The sequence below is a fragment of the Sphingobium sp. RAC03 genome, assembly GCF_001713415.1.
Classification (GTDB): Bacteria; Pseudomonadota; Alphaproteobacteria; order Sphingomonadales; family Sphingomonadaceae; genus Sphingobium.
This window is the reverse complement of the sequence record NZ_CP016453.1, coordinates 288,069-306,801: the sequence shown is the minus strand read 5'-3', so window position 1 is coordinate 306,801 and position 18,733 is coordinate 288,069. Positions and strand designations below refer to the sequence as shown.

At 61.7% G+C, this 18,733-nt stretch carries 17 protein-coding genes; 4 read left to right on the top strand and 13 right to left on the bottom strand.

Translation table 11 applies throughout. The features are described from left to right. Nucleotides 1–3: 3 nt before the first annotated feature. Nucleotides 4–690, bottom strand: a complete 687-nt coding sequence (gene bcsS, locus BSY17_RS01415) for a cellulose biosynthesis protein BcsS (RefSeq protein ID WP_171899163.1) — start codon at nt 688–690, stop codon at nt 4–6. A 198-nt stretch (nt 691–888) separates the two neighbouring features. Between bcsS and BSY17_RS01410 the strand changes: the two genes are divergently transcribed. Genes BSY17_RS01410 through BSY17_RS01400 form a run of 3 tightly spaced genes read left to right on the top strand, consistent with a single transcriptional unit; the run spans nt 889 to nt 2,843 of the window. Then, nucleotides 889–2,118, top strand: a complete 1,230-nt coding sequence (locus BSY17_RS01410) for a PP2C family protein-serine/threonine phosphatase (RefSeq protein WP_083216970.1) — start codon at nt 889–891, stop codon at nt 2,116–2,118. Then, on the top strand, nt 2,105–2,440 hold the full coding sequence (locus tag BSY17_RS01405) for an STAS domain-containing protein (protein ID WP_237236211.1): 336 nt from the start codon (nt 2,105–2,107) through the stop codon (nt 2,438–2,440). Before BSY17_RS01410 ends, BSY17_RS01405 begins: the two co-directional genes overlap by 14 nt. Further along, nucleotides 2,433–2,843, top strand: a complete 411-nt coding sequence (locus BSY17_RS01400; protein WP_069064048.1) for an ATP-binding protein — start codon at nt 2,433–2,435, stop codon at nt 2,841–2,843. Before BSY17_RS01405 ends, BSY17_RS01400 begins: the two co-directional genes overlap by 8 nt. 15 nt (nt 2,844–2,858) lie before the next feature. On the opposite strand, the gene BSY17_RS01395 is transcribed toward BSY17_RS01400, so the two are convergent. The 4 genes from BSY17_RS01395 to BSY17_RS01380 form a co-directional block, all read right to left on the bottom strand. Then, nucleotides 2,859–3,323 (bottom strand): SPOR domain-containing protein, encoded by a 465-nt coding sequence (locus BSY17_RS01395; protein WP_069064047.1) that lies wholly within the window; start codon nt 3,321–3,323, stop codon nt 2,859–2,861. Beyond that, nucleotides 3,320–5,128, bottom strand: coding sequence for a glycosyltransferase (locus BSY17_RS01390; RefSeq protein WP_150125686.1), 1,809 nt, complete (start codon nt 5,126–5,128; stop codon nt 3,320–3,322). The genes BSY17_RS01395 and BSY17_RS01390 overlap by 4 nt, the downstream gene beginning before the upstream one ends. 192 nt (nt 5,129–5,320) lie before the next feature. Then, nucleotides 5,321–5,689, bottom strand: coding sequence for a PilZ domain-containing protein (locus BSY17_RS01385; RefSeq protein ID WP_069064045.1), 369 nt, complete (start codon nt 5,687–5,689; stop codon nt 5,321–5,323). 346 nt (nt 5,690–6,035) lie between these two features. Further along, nucleotides 6,036–6,611 carry a hypothetical protein gene (locus BSY17_RS01380; RefSeq protein ID WP_069064044.1) on the bottom strand — a complete coding sequence of 192 codons (576 nt, stop codon included), beginning with the start codon at nt 6,609–6,611 and terminating at the stop codon, nt 6,036–6,038. A 542-nt stretch (nt 6,612–7,153) separates the two neighbouring features. On the opposite strand from BSY17_RS01380, the gene BSY17_RS01370 reads away from it, so the two are divergent. Further along, nucleotides 7,154–7,552 (top strand): hypothetical protein, encoded by a 399-nt coding sequence (locus BSY17_RS01370; RefSeq protein ID WP_069064042.1) that lies wholly within the window; start codon nt 7,154–7,156, stop codon nt 7,550–7,552. Nucleotides 7,553–7,554: 2 nt separating this feature from the next. On the opposite strand, the gene BSY17_RS01365 is transcribed toward BSY17_RS01370, so the two are convergent. The 8 genes from BSY17_RS01365 to BSY17_RS01330 form a co-directional block, all read right to left on the bottom strand. After that, entirely contained in the window at nt 7,555–11,295 is a 3,741-nt protein-coding gene (locus BSY17_RS01365; RefSeq protein WP_069064041.1) for a conjugal transfer protein TraG N-terminal domain-containing protein, read from the bottom strand. 8 nt (nt 11,296–11,303) lie between these two features. Next, nucleotides 11,304–12,728 carry a conjugal transfer protein TraH gene (locus BSY17_RS01360; protein WP_069064040.1) on the bottom strand — a complete coding sequence of 475 codons (1,425 nt, stop codon included), beginning with the start codon at nt 12,726–12,728 and terminating at the stop codon, nt 11,304–11,306. A gap of 47 nt (nt 12,729–12,775) precedes the next feature. Then, nucleotides 12,776–13,378: a hypothetical protein gene (locus BSY17_RS01355; RefSeq protein WP_083216968.1), complete on the bottom strand. Its 603-nt coding sequence runs from the start codon at nt 13,376–13,378 to the stop codon at nt 12,776–12,778. After that, complete coding sequence (locus BSY17_RS01350; RefSeq protein WP_069064039.1) at nt 13,375–14,265, bottom strand: conjugal transfer protein TraF; 891 nt, start codon at nt 14,263–14,265, stop codon at nt 13,375–13,377. The genes BSY17_RS01355 and BSY17_RS01350 overlap by 4 nt, the downstream gene beginning before the upstream one ends. Further along, on the bottom strand, nt 14,262–14,858 hold the full coding sequence (locus BSY17_RS01345) for a S26 family signal peptidase (protein WP_069064038.1): 597 nt from the start codon (nt 14,856–14,858) through the stop codon (nt 14,262–14,264). Before BSY17_RS01345 ends, BSY17_RS01350 begins: the two co-directional genes overlap by 4 nt. Beyond that, entirely contained in the window at nt 14,830–15,426 is a 597-nt protein-coding gene (locus BSY17_RS01340) for a type-F conjugative transfer system pilin assembly protein TrbC (RefSeq protein ID WP_249023520.1), read from the bottom strand. Before BSY17_RS01340 ends, BSY17_RS01345 begins: the two co-directional genes overlap by 29 nt. Before the next feature lie 265 nt (nt 15,427–15,691). Next, nucleotides 15,692–16,786, bottom strand: a complete 1,095-nt coding sequence (traN, locus tag BSY17_RS01335; protein WP_069064037.1) for a conjugal transfer protein TraN — start codon at nt 16,784–16,786, stop codon at nt 15,692–15,694. Further along, nucleotides 16,783–18,714, bottom strand: coding sequence for a hypothetical protein (locus tag BSY17_RS01330; RefSeq protein WP_069064036.1), 1,932 nt, complete (start codon nt 18,712–18,714; stop codon nt 16,783–16,785). The genes traN and BSY17_RS01330 overlap by 4 nt, the downstream gene beginning before the upstream one ends. Nucleotides 18,715–18,733: the final 19 nt, after the last annotated feature.

The following is an 18,733-nucleotide window of genomic DNA, read 5'->3' as shown; positions in this document are numbered from 1 at the left end:
GCCCTAGAAGACCCGGCTGATGCCCAGGGACGCATAGGGCTTGGCCTTTCGCCCAGCCTGCTCACTGGCGCCGATTGAAACCTGTCCCTGCCAGTTACTGCCGAGTGCGGTCGAAACATGACCGCCCAGGCTGCCGCGCTTATAGGTGGGGTCGCCCTGCAAGATACCCTCAAGGCCTACCCGCGTCTGGCTTCCTTCATCCAGCAGTCGTGTCAGCCGAAGCTGCGCAATATAGGATTCGTTACGCACGCCCCAGGAGCCGAACCAGCCCAGTCGCCAATGATTTCCCAACGACCCGTCGGACTGTAGCCCGGCATCCAGGCGGGTGCCTCGCAACTTGTTGCCCGGATCGTCAGGGTCGAGATCGGTATCCGTGACGCGCGGACCGGCCGACACATTGGCCCAGCCCCAATCGCCCGAAAACTGGTATACCAGCGCAATCTCGGCACCCAGATAGGTCGCTTCGATGCGCTCGCTGGCTCTATACCGATAGGTCCCCCCATTGACTCCGGCGCGGACCGCAACGCCATGACCCAACGATGCGCCGGGCAAGGCAACCAGACCGCCCGCATAGCCACCAGCGCCATCCCCCGCACCACCACCAGCGTAAATTACGCCGCGGTCCTCAGCTTGCGCGACGCCGATCGAAAACAACAGCGTCATGCCATATAAAATGGGCCGTATCGTCACATCTTGGCTCCGCATTCGAACAAGCGAACCGCCCGCTTGGCAGGAAAGCATAACGCGGTCATGTTGCGATGCGACAGTTTAATTTTCCGCTAACTTCGATTAAATGTGCCATAGGCAAGCTCTTGCGGCTACGCCTTGTTGCAACCTCGTGCGAATGGATGAGACCAAACCAAAGTTTCGAGCAAGGAGACAGCCGCGTTGGCGACGACATCCAACCAGCAGTGGAATGACCGGCCGCTCAAAATATTGGTGGTCGATGATGATGAGCTTTTTCTCGACTATATCACCTGGGAATTGGAAGCGCTGAGCTGTTCGGTAGCAGCCGCAACTGACGCTACGCAGGCGCTGGCATTGCTGGACGTTCAAACCTTCGACATGTTCATCACCGACTGGCAGATGCCCGGCATGGACGGCATTGCCCTGGTACAGCGTGTCCGCTCTCTGCACAGTCAGGACCGCTTCCTGCATGTCGTGATGACCACCGCGCGCGGGGATTCTGAGACGGTGCGCGCGGCTTTAGACGCGGGCGTCGACGACTTCCTGTTCAAACCACTCGATCGACTGCAACTTGAACTGGCGATGGCGTCCGCGCGCCGAAACGTCCTGCTCCATCACCGGCTCCAGCGCCGCAATCATCATCTGGCCGCCGCGCATAGGCGCACGCGCGACGCCTATCGGCGTGTGCAGGCGGATCTCGATGCGGCCGCGGCGCTCCATCGTCGGCTGCTGCCCGAACGGAATGTGTCGGACGGGCTGCGACTGGCCTGGGCCTATCGTCCGGCGCAGCATATCAGTGGCGACACGATTGGCGTTCTTCCGCTACGCAACGGCGCGCGTCTGTTCTTCCTGGCCGATGTGCAGGGCCACGGCGTGCCGGCGGCCCTGGCTTCCTTTCACATTCACCATCGCCTCACGCAGCTTGCCCCTGACTCGCCTGACGCGATGGTGCGCGCAATTGTCGATCTCAACCGCGAGATCGCGAGCCAGAACTCCGAAAGCTATGCGACGCTGATCTGCGGACTGCTCTTTCCCCATTCACGCGAAGGCTGGATCATTCGCGCAGGGCATCCACCCCCTTTGCTAGTGCAGCCTGGCAGGATCGAAGCATTGGCCGTACCTGGGGCATTTCCACTGGGTTGGTTCACCGATGCGGAATACGAACCGTCCCACTTCGTGCTTCCTCCCAACGCGCGGTTGGTTCTATATTCCGACGGCGTAACCGAATGTAGCGATCGCGACGGCAATGCGCTGGAAATGGAAGGATTATGCGATCTGTTGGCGGTCGCCGTGAACGAGCCGATCGCTACGATGGTGCGCACTGTGGAAGCGGCGCTGAGCGCACGTCGGGGGCGCTCGGGATTTGAGGACGATATTTCCCTGCTCGCGTTGGAAATGATAGAAGGAGTAAAAACGGGTGACAGCGATTAGCATGGACGGTGACCTGGCGATCATCGAGGTGGAAGCCGACCGGCTGGACGCCGTGGCGGCGCCTGCTTTCAAGGCCGCCCTGCAAGCGCATATCGATGGCACCGTGCGCAAGGTTCTGCTGGACCTGCGCCGCGTTGGTTTCATGGATAGCACCGGTCTGGGCGTATTGGTCTCGCTGCTCAAGATGCTCGGCAAGGACGGATCTCTGGCTGTCGCGGGCGCGCAGCCGTCGGTGCGGCGCCTGTTCGAACTGACCCGCCTCGACACCGTGTTTCGACTGACCGATGGAGTGGAAGAGGGCAAGGCGGCTCTGCGTGCCTGACCCCACGCATTTCAGCTGCCCCGGCCGGCTGGAACAGGTTCAGCATCTCACGGCGCATCTTAAGCGATGCTGCACTGACCGGCATGTTCCCGATGCTGCTCTGGTCGACCTGGAACTCGCACTAGTGGAAGCTGCAAACAATATCGTCCTCCACGGCTATGCTGGACGGAGCGATGGCGTGATCCATCTGCAGGTGCGACTAGAGGATGGCATGGTGGCTCTGGAACTCAGCGATGATGGAGCGCCCATGCAGGAAGGGCTGCTGTTGGCGTGTCGCCCTTTTTCGCTGGAGGGAGAGAGCGGACGCGGTATCGGTATCATTCAATCCTGCATCGACCGCATCGACTATCATATTCAGGATGGGGTCAATCATCTCGCGCTGGTTAAATTCTTCAGTCCTTAGCCGAGCGTGGTATAATTAACCGGCATTCATGGCCAAGCGCGAGCAGGCGCGCGCAAAGACTTTTGCGGCGGAAGGATCGATCGGTCCCAGTTCCGCCCGAAAAATCTTGGCGAACGGTTCGACGCGCACCCCCAGCGCAGGCTCGCCATTCAAGCTGCGCAATGCGCTGGCGCCGGCTCGTTCTGCTCGGCTGCGATTCCGAAATGCGCCGACCTGCACATAGGCCGCGAATGGTGTCGGATCATCGACTGTCGGACGCGACGTGTCGGGCGATGGGGCCCGTTTGTTAGGAAGTGCAACAACCGCTGGTTTCCTCCTCACCTTCACTGTCGCTACGCCTGCCCGCGCGACTGGACGATGGCCCGTCTCCTGCTCCAGATTATCGTCTTCGATATGGACGACAAGCGTCCCCGCTACCGCCAATATGACGGCAAACAACAAATGGCTTCGTCCCTTGCGCAGGCCCTCGCGCCAACTCATGCATCTTCCTCCGGCTTCCAGAAGGCGGCACGCACCATGACCATCATCGCCAGAATATTATTGAGACCCCACAGTCCGTTGGCGATCAGGCCGCCAAGGCTATAGTTGCCCAAACCCAAACACAGAGCGATGGCCGACCAGCAAAAGCCTATTAGGGTTGCGACAATTATTACGGCCTGGGGCCACACAAGATGCAGGAAATTGCCGTCCTGCCGTTCCTTGGGCGTCACCGGGAACTTGATCTTCTGCTTGCGCAGCACCGCCCATAGCGCCCGCAAAGAGATGGGGAAGGATGCCAGATAGCTAACCTTGCCTTTATAGCCTGACATGCCCCATGTGCCGAACATGAACGCCAGTTCGTTGGCGATCAGAAACGGCAAGGCATGACCGAAGAAGTCGCCGGTATAGGCGCTGACCGGCGCAATGCAAAAAAACATGTAGATCAGCGGCGCGAGGAGAAAGGCAAGGTTCCAGACAGCGCCCAGATAGGACCAGAAGGTGGTCAGGTACATCAGCCGTTGACCCAGCGACATGCCAGCTGCCGTCACCGGGTTGTCGTGGAAAAAGATGTCCAGACTGCCGCCTGCATATTTGAAGCGCTGTATTGTCCAGGTCAGGAGATCCTGAGGCGAAAGCATCTTGGATTCGATGTGCGGGTGCAACACCGATTTCCAGCGACGACGACGGTCCTGGTGTAGGACGATCGATGTATAAATATCTTCGGACACATGGAATTTATAGGGGGTCAGTTCCTCAGCCTGCGCCGCCTGCCAACGTGCAAGCGCCTGACCTTCTGGACTGGCCTGTCGCTGCGTGAGGCGTGCAAGCCGGGATCGGGTTTCGCCGCTGGCCCTGGCGATCGCGTCGCCATAGGCGCGCAGCGCCACGAACATCACCGCTTCGCGCCGGTGAAGAGACGCTGCGCCACAGCAGAAGGCGGCATTATACGGATTTCGTCGGCGCTGGATGATATCGTAGAACATCCCCGGATCATTGGCGAACGGGTCTTCGCCGACGCGGATTTCGCCGAACATCCATTCGATCGTGCCGCCCATCCAGCGCCCAGGCAACCCGATCCGACGCCCTAGCCATTGGCGCAGGGTTTCGCCTTCGGGGAGGTCGTAGAACCATTGCGGTGTCTGGACGAATGCGACGTCGGGATCACGAAAATAGCCCAGCGTGCGCTCTAGCAGGGTGGGGAAGGGACGAGTGTCGGCATCGCAGATCAAAATGAAATCGCCGCTGGTCTGCTCCATGGCGTTGCGCAGATTGCCCGCCTTGAACCCCACATTATTGTCGCGGCTGATATATCCTACGCCCTCTTCCTCCGCCACCGAACGCATGGTGGCGCGACGACCATCGTCCAGAACATGGATATGCAAAGCGATCGGATGCGGATAGCGCATCGCCTTGGCATCGCGAATGCTCAGGCGAACCAGTTCTTCTTCTTCATTATAGGTCGCTATGAACACATCTACTGCGACGGGACGATCATCCCCTGCATCACCACCGATGCACTGGCCGATCCGATCGGGCGGCTCTCGCATGGGATAATCATGTGTTTTCCAGAGGTTCAGTGTAAATAAAGCCAAACCGAAATAGGCACAGCTCTCCGCTACCACCAGCGGGATCGCGAACCACAACGCATCCCAGTTGAGGGATTCCGTCCAGCGCCAGACCATGTAGCGTGCGCCAAGCAGAAGGCTGACGATCGCCAATCCCTGCCATATTTTTTCAACGACAACAGAATGAGGAAGTGGATCGGGCGGGCGCCGATGCTCGAAGCGCGTGAAGTAAAAGCTCAAGGCACACATCCCCCGCTCGTAGGTCCGCCTTCCACCGTTGAAGGATCGCGGCCAGGTTGAGATGCTCGATTCTGCATGAGAAAAGACTAAGCTTTAAAAGTAAAAATTCTAAGGTTCGCGGTCGGAGATGGCGGAGTGACGAGCGCCAAGCCGCAGCGGCAAACGCATGAATGGCTCGAAGGACCGCCGCCCTCAATGCTGCAATTGATCGGCGTCATGCTCGGGGGACAGCTTTCCGATCAGGTCTGCCAATGGTGCAAACGGCGTCATATTATCCTGGATGATCTGCAGTGGATCAACAATGTGGGTAAAGCGGACGCCGCAAATGTCGCCGCGGACCCACGTAATGCGGGATGGCATGTCCAATCCAATCGCACGCAGATGCACCGGGCGACCGACGTGGAAGCCACGGCTATCTTCCAGCAGGCAGCCACCTGCAGAAATATCGCCCACAATAACCGTTCGGCTTCCATCATTTTCGGTCAAATTAGCCTCGAACGCAGTGACGAAGCGTGGGTGCTGCCTCCGGTCAAACTTGACTGCCAATTTATCGACTGTCATCGACACTTCTCCATAAACGGTGGCGCAAATCTCGGTATAATTGCGCCGATATGCACCCGGTTACAGTCCCGGGGAAACCTCTAACAAAGCGTTAATGAAGTGCCGCGTTGCACGAAGCGGGGAGGTCGTCAAATTTCGGGAATGGCAGCTTCCCTGGCATTGTTGCTCAAGACCGGACTGAGCACAATGTCCCACTTATGCATTCACCCCGCTCTCATTTAAAACCCTTAACCTGCGCCAAAGACGCGGTATACCCTGATCGTTGTGGCATTTCGCGGGAAGCTGCAACACGCCCAACCCACTGACCGGCTACGAACACACCGGGGAATGCGGTATAAAGTCCAGCTCAGATATCGTCGCTAAGACAATAGCCTCGTTCCCACAGCCACGCTTCAATCTCGGCAAGAGTGACCTTGCCCGAATTGCCTAGATTCATTATTTTACCGCGCGTCAATGTTGCAACCCGCTCCGGAAGTAGCCGGTCGCGCTCGGCAGGGTCCGCTTCCGGCTCGATGACTAAATGTCGTAACACGTTGTTGGCCCTGCCTGACAATGCGGCACGGTTGGTTTGAGTAGCTTCCTCTCGGGCACGCAACTCCTCACGTGCCATGACATCGCGCACCCGGCCGATGCTGATCCCAAATGCTGCGGCAATTTCGCGCAGTTTCATGCCTTTGGCTTTCATGGCAATCATACGCTTTCCGCGTTCCTCTGCATCGCTTGGCTTCTGTCTGGGTTGTCGCATCGCAGGGCGTTTCACCTCGATTACGCGAACACCGTCCCAGAAGCGAATGCTGTGCAATGACCCATGTCTGATCGCATCCATTGCCCATGTTTTCGCAGCGTCAACATCTGGCACATCGACCAGCCTCATCGATGGCTCGCCGTCGTTGGAGATAAGATAGAATGCAAACGCAGGCACAAGTTCGTCCTTCGGAAAGACCGTGATTTTCAGATAAAATCATTCCGTGGGCAACATCGCAATTGCACTGCCGTTCGGCGCAAAAATACGCCGACACCAGCAAGGAATAGCAGCATATTTGCCGCAACATTCGGCCCGACAATGGTTCATCTGATATTGAAAGGGCTGGACACGCAAAACTCATTCGCACGATTTGGGCGGGACGTCCGTTCGCTTTTCTCGCTGCTGTCGCTCCTGATCAAGTTCACGGGCGATTTGACGGCCCAGGAGGCGCGCAAGTCGCAGGATGGCGGCATCCGCTTCGGTAGAAAGACTGGGAGGTGCATCTCGATTGGGCCGTTTTTTCTTCATTGCGGCCGTGTCCAGGATTTGAAGTACGCCCAGTTGTTAGAACCGTAAAACAAAGCTTGATGGAGGGCAGGAGGAAAGGAGGGGGCAGGAGTCTTGCGGTGGCCATGGACGATCGGTCCACGGTGACTAGGGCGGATCGGTTTCCAGTCGGATGAACCTATGCTATTTTTCCAGATGGAAAGGCGTTGCAGATGCAGGATTTTGATCACATCGAACAGACAGATGAGGCGCGCCCGCCATCGCCGCGCGCGGCCGATTGGTTTTGGCGACCATGGTACGCGAAGCTCTACTGGGTAGTGACTCTGCTGTACTGGATTGGCCTCGAGATCATGATAGCCATCCCCTATGACTGGATTAATAGGTCCGTGGCCAACACCATGGTGCTGCTTATCTTCATCTTCAATCCGATCACGGTTCTCGCGGTTCTCGGCCATGGTTTTTTGAAAGCCAAGGCCGCCTGCGGGGATTGGACCATGGTAGGATCTGCTGCCCCGTCCCAACCAAAATCGCTGATCGACCCCTACACGGACTCTTTCGATCTCCGATCGGGGCTTCGGCATCTTCGTCACATTGGTGCGATTAAGGACTAAGCTCATTGGTCGCGCCGACTTTTGAAGCGAGAATCCCCATCGGCCAAGCCATTATCCCGATCTGACATCAGCCGACCCGTATTCAGTACGGATGACTGTTCAAGGGAAGTGATCGGCCCGGTGACGTCGATAGTTCCGCGACCGGAATCTGCTTGCTCCAGGTAGCGATTTCGCAAGCCATCACTGCCGAGTACCTGCTGACTTAATTCTCGGGTGAAAGCCTCTTCGGGCCGCGCTGACTTTGAGGCGGTGCGCTCAGCAGCGGCTATAGCTTCGCGCACATCGTAATTCACTATATCGATTGAGGATTGCGCTGCCACTCCGAACCCTCCGCGATCCGAAATTTCCGCTGCCAGGCTTGCGGCCGCGTTTCCCGTGACGCTGTTGCCCTTCTCGGACCTGCCGCCCTCTTTCCGATCACCTCTCACTCCGCGAGACGCTGAGGCAGTGATGTTCCCGGATAAGGTTTGGCTATCCTGCGTTTGATGCTCGGCCGATCGGGAAAGCGACCGTTGCCACCCGGTCTGAACCATGATCGCAGTGACATCACGCTCCAGCGTATCGGCGACCTGCGGTTTCAGCCGCCAGTCACCCCGCCGATCCATCTCGAACCCGCTGCGCAACCAATTGGCCATGGCGGCCTGGCCTTGCGCGCCGCTGCCCAGGAAATGCTCTATCGTGTCCGGCCCGGCCTGCTTGCCGGCTTCGAACCGCGTACTGGTGTCGTTGCGCGCGGACTGGCTGAACCCGGTCCTGCTGGACACGAGAAGATCATTATGCGCGAAGCTGAACCGGGCGTGCCCGCCATTGGCGATCGCGCCAAGCTGGCTTTCGTTGATAAGCCCGCCTCGCCACATCTGCGCGGCCAGTTCCGGCGTCAGATTGAGGCCGATGTCGCCATTCTGGTCCATGGCGATCTGGCGCTTCGACAGCTCCACGCCATGGGCACGCAACAGCGCCTGGGTGCGGCTGAGCCGCTCCTTGTCGACGATGCCGGTCAGGCGTTCGTTGCGCGCGCGATCGGCAATGCCTTCTGCGCCACCTTCAGCCATATCAACCTGGTTTCCGGCAATACCCGCCAGCGCGCGGATGAAAGAATCCAGATGCGCGGCTTCGCGCACCGATACACCAGCCGCAGCAGCGCCTTGTGCAAAACCGGCATTATCCGCCTGACGCCGCTGCTCACCGATCTGGGCCGAGCTGCGCACGCCATCAGGACCGATCTCGCGCTGCGCATCAAGCTTGCCCGACCGCTCGGCAAAATCATAACCGGCGGCCTCGCGCGTGCGATTATAGACGCTGGTCCCTTCGCGGGCGGCCTCGGCACTCGCGCCGTCGGCGGTTCCCACCTGCACGGCGGCATTATAGCTTTCCAGGGCGCGCAGCACCTGCGCCTCGTTGCGCCCGGTCGAACGCGACAACTGGCTGATCGCGGTCGATCGGGCTTCACCCGATAGTGCATTGATAAACCCGATGCGCCGGCTGGTCTCGGTGACCGAGAGACCCAGCATCCCTGCGGCCTCGCGCTGCCCCTGATTATGCCCGGTGCGATGCGCCTGTTCCGTCGCGACATTGCCGCGCTCGACCGCCGCAACCCTGTCGCCGGCATAGTCCCGTCGTCCTTCCATCGCGCCCACCTGCGTCTGCGCGGCAGTCAGGTCATTACGGAGCATCTGTTCCTGATCGAAGGCGTTGGCCGTGATCTTGGCGAAGGTCGGATCGGCGCCCGCCTGGGCTATCACGGTCGAGGCCTTGAGCGCAGCATCCTTTGCATCATAGCCACTGCGCTCAAAATGCCGCTGGGCGCCCGACTGCATCATCTCATAGGCTTGGCTGTCGCCGAACGCCTTCCACTGCACCATGTTCTGCGCGAAGGCGGCAAAGGCGCGCTCCCCGCCCTGACCCTCTCCGAAATAGTTCGTGCCAAGCTTGCGCAGGGCGTCTCCCTGCGCAAAATTGTGGATCGCCGACGTTGCCGCATTGGCACGGATCGCGCTGGCCGTGGCAGGATCGCTTAAATCCCGCCCGACCAGGGCAGGGGAGAGCCCGCCCAGTTCCCGTGCGGCATCCGCCCGGCCAAGCCCGAACGCCGCCGTCCCCGTCGCGCCGCCGCCATGTTCTCCGATGACCGACCCGGCTGAAGAAAATGCGCGGTCGAGCCCAAAACTGCTGCGCTCGCCAAAATCGCCGAACCCCCCCGATGTGGAGCGCCGCGCCATCGTGCCACCAGCCGAAGCCTGTGCTTCCAGCGCGGAGGCATAGCCCTCGCTTGTCCCGACCGTTGCTGCCGCCATGCTGCCCTGGCCCTGGACACCGAGCATGCCTGACGTGAACGCCGTGAACATATTGCCCGAGAAGCGGAACACAGTGAACACGAACGCGCCTGCCAGGCCCGCCGCTGCTGTTCGGAACGAGCCGAAGATAGCGAGCGCCTTCATCGCGGCCGATGGCGCAAGGATCCAGCTATCGGCCGCGACGTTGGTCGCGCGCAGTTCGGCCAACACGTCCATCGCCCGGCCCAGGGTCAGCTGGTAGATGCCGGCATCGATCACGCCCCACAGCGCGACGAAGACGAACAGGCCCAGCGCAAAGCTTGCGACCCGCAGGTTGATCGGCGTCAGGATGAACAGCAGCGCGATCGGCATCATCATCAGCATGATCGCGAACACCGAAGCCCGGATGGTCGGCATCCACTCATTGGCCGTCGAAAGCGTCGCAAGCCCGTTGGACTCGATCGCCCGGTTCGCCATTACCCGCGCGGTCGCCGCCGGTGAATCCTCGAACAGGACGTCGCCGACGGTCTGGCCGAGCAGGATGTTGGTGAGGAATTTTTGCCGGCTCATGGATTGGCCGAGCATCATGTCGCCCAGCGCATCGATCTGCTGGCGGCAGCGATCGCGCTGGCTCGCCTGGTTCACATCGAACCCGGTGCGCGCGCAGACCTGGTCGCTATAGGCATCGAACAATGTGGCATCCGACAGGCGGTCGGCGATATACGCCCAGGCTGCATCGCAGCTCATCGTCGTTCCCGCTTTGTCGCTCGGCGTGAAGACGGTCGAGAAGGTCGCAGGGCCCGCCATCGCCGCAAAGGAGGCAGGGAGGTCGGTCGAGGTCCGGAACAGCTGATCGTCATCGACGCCATAGGCCGGAGACACACGCGCCACTGGATAGCATTGGCGCACATAATCCTTCACGCTCGCGTCGAGGAAGGTATCGACGATCGGGCTGCGCGGCGACACTGCGTTGAGGAACAGGTCGAACGCATGGCCGCCTGCGCCAAATTCCAGCTTGGCATTGGGATCGGTGGTGTTGTCATCGATGGTTTCAGCCAGCGCCCGTTCCATCAGATTGGTGACGCCAGCCACCAGCACGATGAGATTGGGAACGTCGCCGACCGGCTGATAGGCATTGCGTACCCGGTCATAGATGTGGACGGTGCCGGTCGTGGCGATCATGCCTGCAAATAGGCCGATGCCGACCAGCATCTGGAACCCGAAGGCGACCAGGCCCATGCCCGATCCCCGGATACTGGCGATGACCGCGCCGAACGCGATGCCGGCCACCGCGATGATGACGACCAGCGTCTCATAGCGCGGATCACCAAAGATCATCGCCACCAGGTGAAACGCATCGACGGTTTCGGAGAAGCCGTCCCAGGTGTGATAGCTCGCATCGATGGCCAGAGCGGGTGAGGCACTCAGCAGGCCGAACAGGACGCATGCCAGGCGAATGAGTTGGCGCATGGCTCGCCTCACCGGTTGCGGTTGGCGTTGGCGCCCGCGGCGTCGCGGGCATCGCGGTCACGCTGGCGCACGACCCCGGCATAGCTTGCCGACAGGTTCGCCTGGCTCATGGCAGCCATATAGGACTGGCGCATCTGCGCGCGCTGGCGCAGCACCTCGTCGCGCAATTCGCGGAGCTGCTCGATGCCCTTGGTCAGGATCCGGGTCTGGCAGATGATGGTGTTTTCCGCGTCTGCCGCGCCAGCTGTGGTCGCGCCCCGCTCGGCGTTCTGGAGCGCGAAGTCGATAGAGCGGGTGAGATCGTTCAGCATCTGATAAGCGAGCGTGAGGGCGACCAGTTCATCGGTATCGGCGATCACGCTGTCAGTGAGGCCCTGCCGTACGCCCCATTCGAGCAGGCGATAGACCGGCAAGGTCCGCACATTGGCGATAAACTGCTTTTCCTCAGATGTGAGCGCCGCGCGTGTCCGGATCTTGACGGCGATCGCGTCCATCCGCTCGCGCGCCAGGACCAGTGCGCCGCGCCCGGCGCCGTTCACCGCGCAGTCCGAGGCGGTCGCGGGAATGTTGAGCGCCCGGGTCGGTACGCGCCCGGTCAGGAAATCATCAGCGCTTTCGGTGTCCTGGCGCGGGCAGGCTGGGATGGCAGAGAAAAGCGGCACCTTGTCGTTGCTATCCCAGCGCATATAGACGTCGCCCACCCGCGCCCGCATCACGCCCGCCCAGTCGGACGCGCCGACGCGCGCGGCGGCATGGGCAAGCAGCGAGCCGGTCTTGAAGATGTCGGTGACCTCGGCCGGGCAGTTGGCGAGCGCATCCTTCAGATCTTCGGTCGGATTGCCCTTATTGGCCTGGATCTTCTCGCGGCTCTGCTGCCAGCTATTGGCATAGCCTTCGCGGATCGACTTGTAGCCGGTCATCTCCTCGACTATCCCCGACATGTTATCGTCGCCTTTGGCGACCTGGACCATGCGGTTGGCGAGACGGCAGTCGTTCACCTGGATGGAGTTCAGATAATTGGTCGCTGCTTCCATCTTCGAGATGATGTTGCCCATCTTCTCGTCGAGGGTTTCGAGCAGATATTGAAAAGCCACGGCCGGCGCGGCCTGCAGAATCGTTTCCAGCTTCTGGACCAGATAGTCGGGGTCGAGAAACGACATGCCGCCCAAAAACATGTCGATGCCGCCACAGCCCGCCTTCACCTTGGGCACGGTCAGGCTCATGAGATAATCGTCATGCACGTCGACCCGGCCCGACATGCCGCCTGCAGTCACATAGCCGCGGGTCTGGTCCTCGAAGCTGCCGGGCGAGGTATAGGTGACATTATCGAACCAGCTTTCGGCCCAGCCTTGCGCATAGGCCGGGGCGGCGTGACCGCACGAGGCGACAATGATGGAGAGCGTAAGGATCAGACGATGTGGATGATGTCCCATGGCAGGCTTCCTCATGAAAATGGACAAGCGACGCCGCCCCGCCATGATCAGCGTCGCTCTGGGTTAGTGGAGGCCGGCGCCCTCACGCCGACGATCCCGGTAAATTTCGACAGGGCGCGCACGCCGACTGCTGCCCGTGTTCCGGTCAGCATCCGGGCTGCAAGCCAGGCGTTGCGCGCAATATTGGCGCTATGGTCGGTGCCGATCGCGATCGGCACCATGCGGTTCGGGTCGGCAAGCGGGCGTACCCAGGCGACGGGGTTTCCGACCCAGGGAAGGCCGAGACGTCCCGATCGCAGCATCGCTTCCTGCGCGCCGATCGTGCGCACCTGCCAGCCATAGCGGGCGCGGAATGCCTCAAGTTTCGACCACAGATCGCCGCAGGGCAGGCAGGCTGATGCCGTGCTCATGTCGATAGTGTAGAGCGACGCTTGGCCACGCAGCATGGTCTCGAAATCGGCAGGAAAATCGCGCGTTACCGGAACGCGCGCGATCCAGAGACGCATGTCTGCGTCTGTCGACACCGGATGAATGGCGGCTCGCCTGGCAAGGTCGCGATCTGCCTGCTGCGCAGCGGCCATTGCGGGCGTCTGCACCGATATTGTCAGCATGAGAGCCCAGGCAAACAGGGCTTGGCCAAGGCGCGTCACGGCCCTGGCTCCTGGGCATCGACGAGGTCGCCGCCGATCACGCGCGGATCAGTCGAGGAGACCGGCCCATTGGCGAGCGCATCGAAGAAGCCGTCTTCCTCGCCGGCTCCCGTCAGCCATTGTTCGGGCCGGATGTCGCCGCTCAGCAGCCTGACCGCCTGATAGGCCATCTGGGCGAGATTGGGATAGGTCTCGACCCCTGCGGCGATCACCATGCGCTGGGGACTGTTGCGGCGAATGATCATGGTTGTCGGCGTCACCTCGACCCCGAAGCGCTGGCTGAGCTCGGGCTTTCGGTCGAGATCCATGAGGCTGACCTGCCAGCCCATCTCGTCCTGGAATCGCTGGACGATCGGCCATTGCACCTTGCAATAGCCGCAGGACTCCCGGGCGAACATGACGAGCGCAAATTCCCAGGCATGGGCGCGCAGATAGTGGCGGCGGACCTGGTCCTTATGCGCGCCGAGCGCATCGCGGGCTTCCCCCACCATTGGATTGGCGGCCCGGGCATTGAGTTGGGGGTGGGTCAGCATGGCAAGCTGGGTTACGCCGGCAAAGGCGCGGGCCTTGCGCCGGGCAAAGTCCTGCAGCCGCCAGAAATCCGCGACCGCATCTATGGTCAGCACCGTCGCGGCATAATCGCGCTGCTGTTCGATCAGCTTGGCGATCCGGGGCGGGGACCATCTGGCGAGGTCAACCATCGGCGGAATGACAGGTTTGGGGACGGCATCGTCGGGTGCTGCTTGCGCGACGTCGGATCCGGGCGTCTCATACCACCAATAGCCCCGTGTCCCGCGATCGCCCGTGCCTGAAGGGGTGGCCTGCGCACCAGCCACATCGACCGGCAGCAGCAGGAGCGCGGCTGCCAGGGTGAGAAGGCGCGTCACAGCAGCTTCTCCATGCGGGTGAGGCGTTCGATCGCGACCGGGCCATAATAGCGGCTGTCATATCCATCGGGATGGCTCGAGCCGACGAAGATCATGCCATCGGGAATGCGCGGAGTTTGCGGCCGCCAGTGGTGGAGCGCCTTGCCGCTGCGCGCTACAGGCTTGGCGATACCCATCAGCTGGCCATTGCAATAATAGAAACCGTTGCGGCCCGTACCCAGGGTGGCGGGCTTCTCAACCATGACGATCCGGTCGCCGGGCATGCACAAAGCATATTTGGTGACGGCGACAGGCGCGGGGCCAGCGACCGGGGCGGAGAGCATGAATGAGACGAGGTCACCGCGGCGGACGGGCCCTGGCGAGCGGTGCACGACCCAGGCGTCGACAGAGGGCGTCATGACCAGGGTTATCTGCGGCATCGACCACCAGGCGAAGAGACCAATCGGCAGGACGATCCCATAGGCTTTGAAGAGCTGCCTCGGGCGCGCCGGTTGCCCCAGGCCGCTCGCGCCCAGCGCGACGGCGGCGCGCAGCGGCAGATCCTTAAGTTCGTGCCAGGCCCGGTTACCGGCGCGCCATGCGAGCAAGAGCATCCTGCACCTCCGCCTTGCCGCCAAGGCGGCCATATTCCTCAAGAAGCCCGGACAGGGCGGCGTCGCCCAGCACGAGATGCGCCGCGCGGGGGCTGGCCTCGTCGCGTTCGCAATAAGGCCGGGTCGGATCGCCGGGGATCATTGCCAGCGCAGGCACCAGGGTGACGCGATGTTGCCGGAAAATCTGCGGATCGACGATCAACTGTATGTCGCGCATGGCGCAGGCCGGACCGTCACAGCCCGGATCGATACGCAGGATTGCGGCCGACAGCTTGGCCATCGGTCCGACCTGCCGCATCCCGCCCGGCATGCCGCGAAAGGCCATCACGCCGCCAACCTGTTCAAGCTGCCCCGCATAGGTGCGCAAAGTTTCGACCGGCATGGACGATGACACGAACAGGACGGGGACCCGGTTCTTCCCACCGTTGGCAGACATGACCCCGGCCAGCGCCGCCTCTTCGGGTTGTTCGAGGCCGAGTGCCTGGGCGATCCGGTGACTTGCCATGGCTCGCTCGGTGGCCAGGGCTTGGCGGGCGGCCGCAACATCAGCTTCTACGCGCTTCGCCATGGCCGGATCATGCTTGCGTCGGCTCATCCCCTCAAAAGCACGCCTTTGCGACGCGGCATCAGTTTTGGCGGGCAGAACGGGCGAAGGCGGCGCGGATGCCCTGGTTTTGCCGACAGCGCGCTTTACGCGTTCGAGCGCCGCTTCGCCCTGGTCCTCAATCCGCGTCCGCGCATTGTCGCTCGTTGGCTGACCGGCCGGGGTCTGCGGTTCGCTCGCCTGGAGCCATACGGGCGCAAACGCAATGCCCGCCAGAAGCAGGGCGCGCCTAGTTATTGATCGTCTGCATATGGGCATCGATCTTGTCCTTCATATCGATCTGGATGTCGGATTGGGCACGCGCCTCGATTTCGGCATAATATTCGGACAGGTCCATTCGGGAGAAATCGAGCGCCTGGAATTCTTCCGGCGTAAAACCGCGGCAATAGGGCTGTTTGGCGGTGCCCCAGCCAATGGCGCTAAAGGCCTTCAGTTGCGAGCGACCCTGTTCCTGGATGATACGGCCAAGCTTGGTGTTGAAGCAGCAATGGCCGCGGGCCTTCTGCACGCAGATGCCAAGGATGCTCGACGAACAATAGCTGCCGACCTCATGGCACATTCCCGAACCGCGCAGCATGCCCACTTCCATATCCTGTTGGTCGCAGCCCTGGAGCAGCAGATCGATCATGAAGTTGACCGCGAGGCTGATCGCGATCGACGTGGGATTGATGCCGACGATGATCGCATTGGCGCCGGCGCTCGCCGCCTGGCTGGCGGTCGCGCCGGCCTTGAAGGCGGTGTAGGCTGCTTTCATGCCGGTGAAGACGCCCTTGGCGACCGCGATCTTGGTCGTGATCGACGAGATCGAACCGCCCATGCCGTCCTTCACGATTTTTCCCTTGTCCTGGCAGCAATTCTGGAAGGTCGTGCTGAGGCCGGCAGGGCGGCAGCGCGCGGCGCGGCCGGAAAAAATCTCGATCGTGCCAAGGCAATTGCCATCGGCATCGACGGCGCCGTCGGCCTCGACGCCCGGATCATCCACCGCCGGCTCCTCGACGATGGGATTGGCGCCAGTGTCGATACAGGCGTTGGCCGAGCAGCTTGGCGCGCCGCCGCTCGCGGGCACCGCGCAGGCATGCTGATCGCCCAGCGGGCAATGCATGGTTCCTGTCCCATCGGTCTCACAAAGGGTTTCGCCAATGGGGCACATCCATCCGCCCGCGCCGGTCAGGTGGCAGCTTGCCGTCTCGCCATCATCAGCCGCGTCGCCATTGCCGTTGCGATCGACCGCGCACATCTGCTGGGCGATCGCGACGCCAGGCATCAGCGGGACACCGCCAACGAGAAGGATGACCCCTAAGAGCAAGATGCGTCCGCGCCTCATCGCACGGCACTCGTGCAGACCATGTCGGCGCCGCCCAGGCGCAGCGTCTGCATCATCACCACCGCTTCGGGGAAATCATCGATGCAGCCACAGCCCTGGACCAGTTCCTCGCCCTCGCCCGCGGGGCAGACATTGCTGTCCTGGCAGGCGTGATAGAAACTATCCCAGCCTATGAGGTCGGTCTGCTTCGCCCCCGTCACGCCATCGGGTGCGACGGCTGCGTTGGCCTGCGGCTTGCGGGTCTTGCAGATCGGCTCGCAGGCATTGACGCTGCCCAACACCGGCAAGGAAAAATTGCGGGTCGTCAGGCTTTCGCTGCCATCGGCATGCTTCACCCGGTCAGCGACCAAAGTCTCGGTCGAATGATCGATGATATAGGTGCCGCGCGAGAGATCGGGCTGCGGGGCAGCGCCTAAATCGACCGTGCAGGCGTAGCGGCGCTGTCGCTCGAAGAAGGGGCGGTTGATCTGCGTCGCGCAGGTGCCGGTGCCGATCAAACGGGTCTGGGGCAGGGGGCTAAGCCCGGTCTTGACGCTGTTGCGATAGGTGACGACGCCATCCACCTCTTCGTCGTCGAGGCGGCATTTATCATCGGCGGCATAGCCCGCACAGGTGTCGACAAGCTGCTCGCTCGTCTGGCAACCCGCGTCCACCGTCGCTTCGATTGCAGCATAAGCTTCGCCGCCATCGGCGACCGCGACACGCAGCCAGATATCGTGATCGCCTTGCGTGAGCTTTCCTGTGAGATCGAAATTGGGATCGACATAGAAGGCGCTCTTCTTCTCGCATTTGCCCGGTGGCGGTCCGGTTCCACTCCAGCCATCGGGACCTGAGCCGACCAGTTCGCCATCGATCCGTATCTGCGCCCAGTCGTCACCGCCAAAGCGAGTCAGAAGTACCTGCTGTAGCCTTTGGGCATCCTTGACCCGCAGCGTCATATGAAAATCGATGAGGGTGCAGGATCCCCCCGTGAGGCTGTTGTCGACGGGCGAACCCATGACAAAGGTGCGGCTGCTTGGATTTGCAGCAGAGGTTGCGTAGCCGCCCGACACGCGATCGATGATCATTTCGGCGGTTACTTCTTCCTGTGCGATCTGCCGGGTAATGGTGCAGCTTTTGATGACCTGCGAAGTGCCGGTTCCGGCCGAAGACGCGGACAGCGCTTGGAAAACACTGCTCGTCTGCGCGGCGCCATCGGCGTCGCTCGCCATGGCGCCCGGATTGGCCTTGTAGGCCGTGGCGCCAATCCGGGGCTGCGCCGTACAGGACGTCGTCTGCGCGCCCGTATAGCGAATGATCGGGCCATCGATCGCGGCTTGTGCGACGCCGACGCGCGGATCGGCGGTGGTCAGCGCGCCAACCACGCCGCCGCCCAAATCCTTAAGTATCGAGGCCATATTGCCCCAGACCAGATTACTGCCGCAGCTATTGTTGACGCAGTAACAACCTGCAAGATCGGTCAGCTCGACCTGGGCCAGCTTCAACGATCCGGCCGCGGACGTGTCCCAGCGAAAGAAATGGCACGCGTCCCAGCTGCCCGGCGTGCAGGAGATGATCCCGTTCGCGCAAATCCCCGAGGTGGGGACCGGAACGGTCAATGCCTCATCGAAGTGGCCGTCGAGATCGCTGTCGCGCGCAATGCTGAGCGTGCCGATATCGCCGGTGGCGTTGGGCTGGGCGAGCAGTTCGAGCAGTGTCGCGCTCTTCTGGCAGGCAAGGTTGGGCGTGAAACTCTTTGAGGAATCCACGGTGGCGATAGGCTGTCCGGCCATACCCGGCGTCACATAATGGCCAAGCAGCGCATCGCTATCCGCGCTCTTCGCCCGCGTGGCGGCCGCCGCAGCGCGGGCGCGGTCCTGTGCCGTTTGCGCAAGAAGCGGGGCAGGCAGGGCGAGCGCTGCGACAAGGACGAGGGTGCCTGGCCTCATGGCCAGTTCTCGCTCGGGG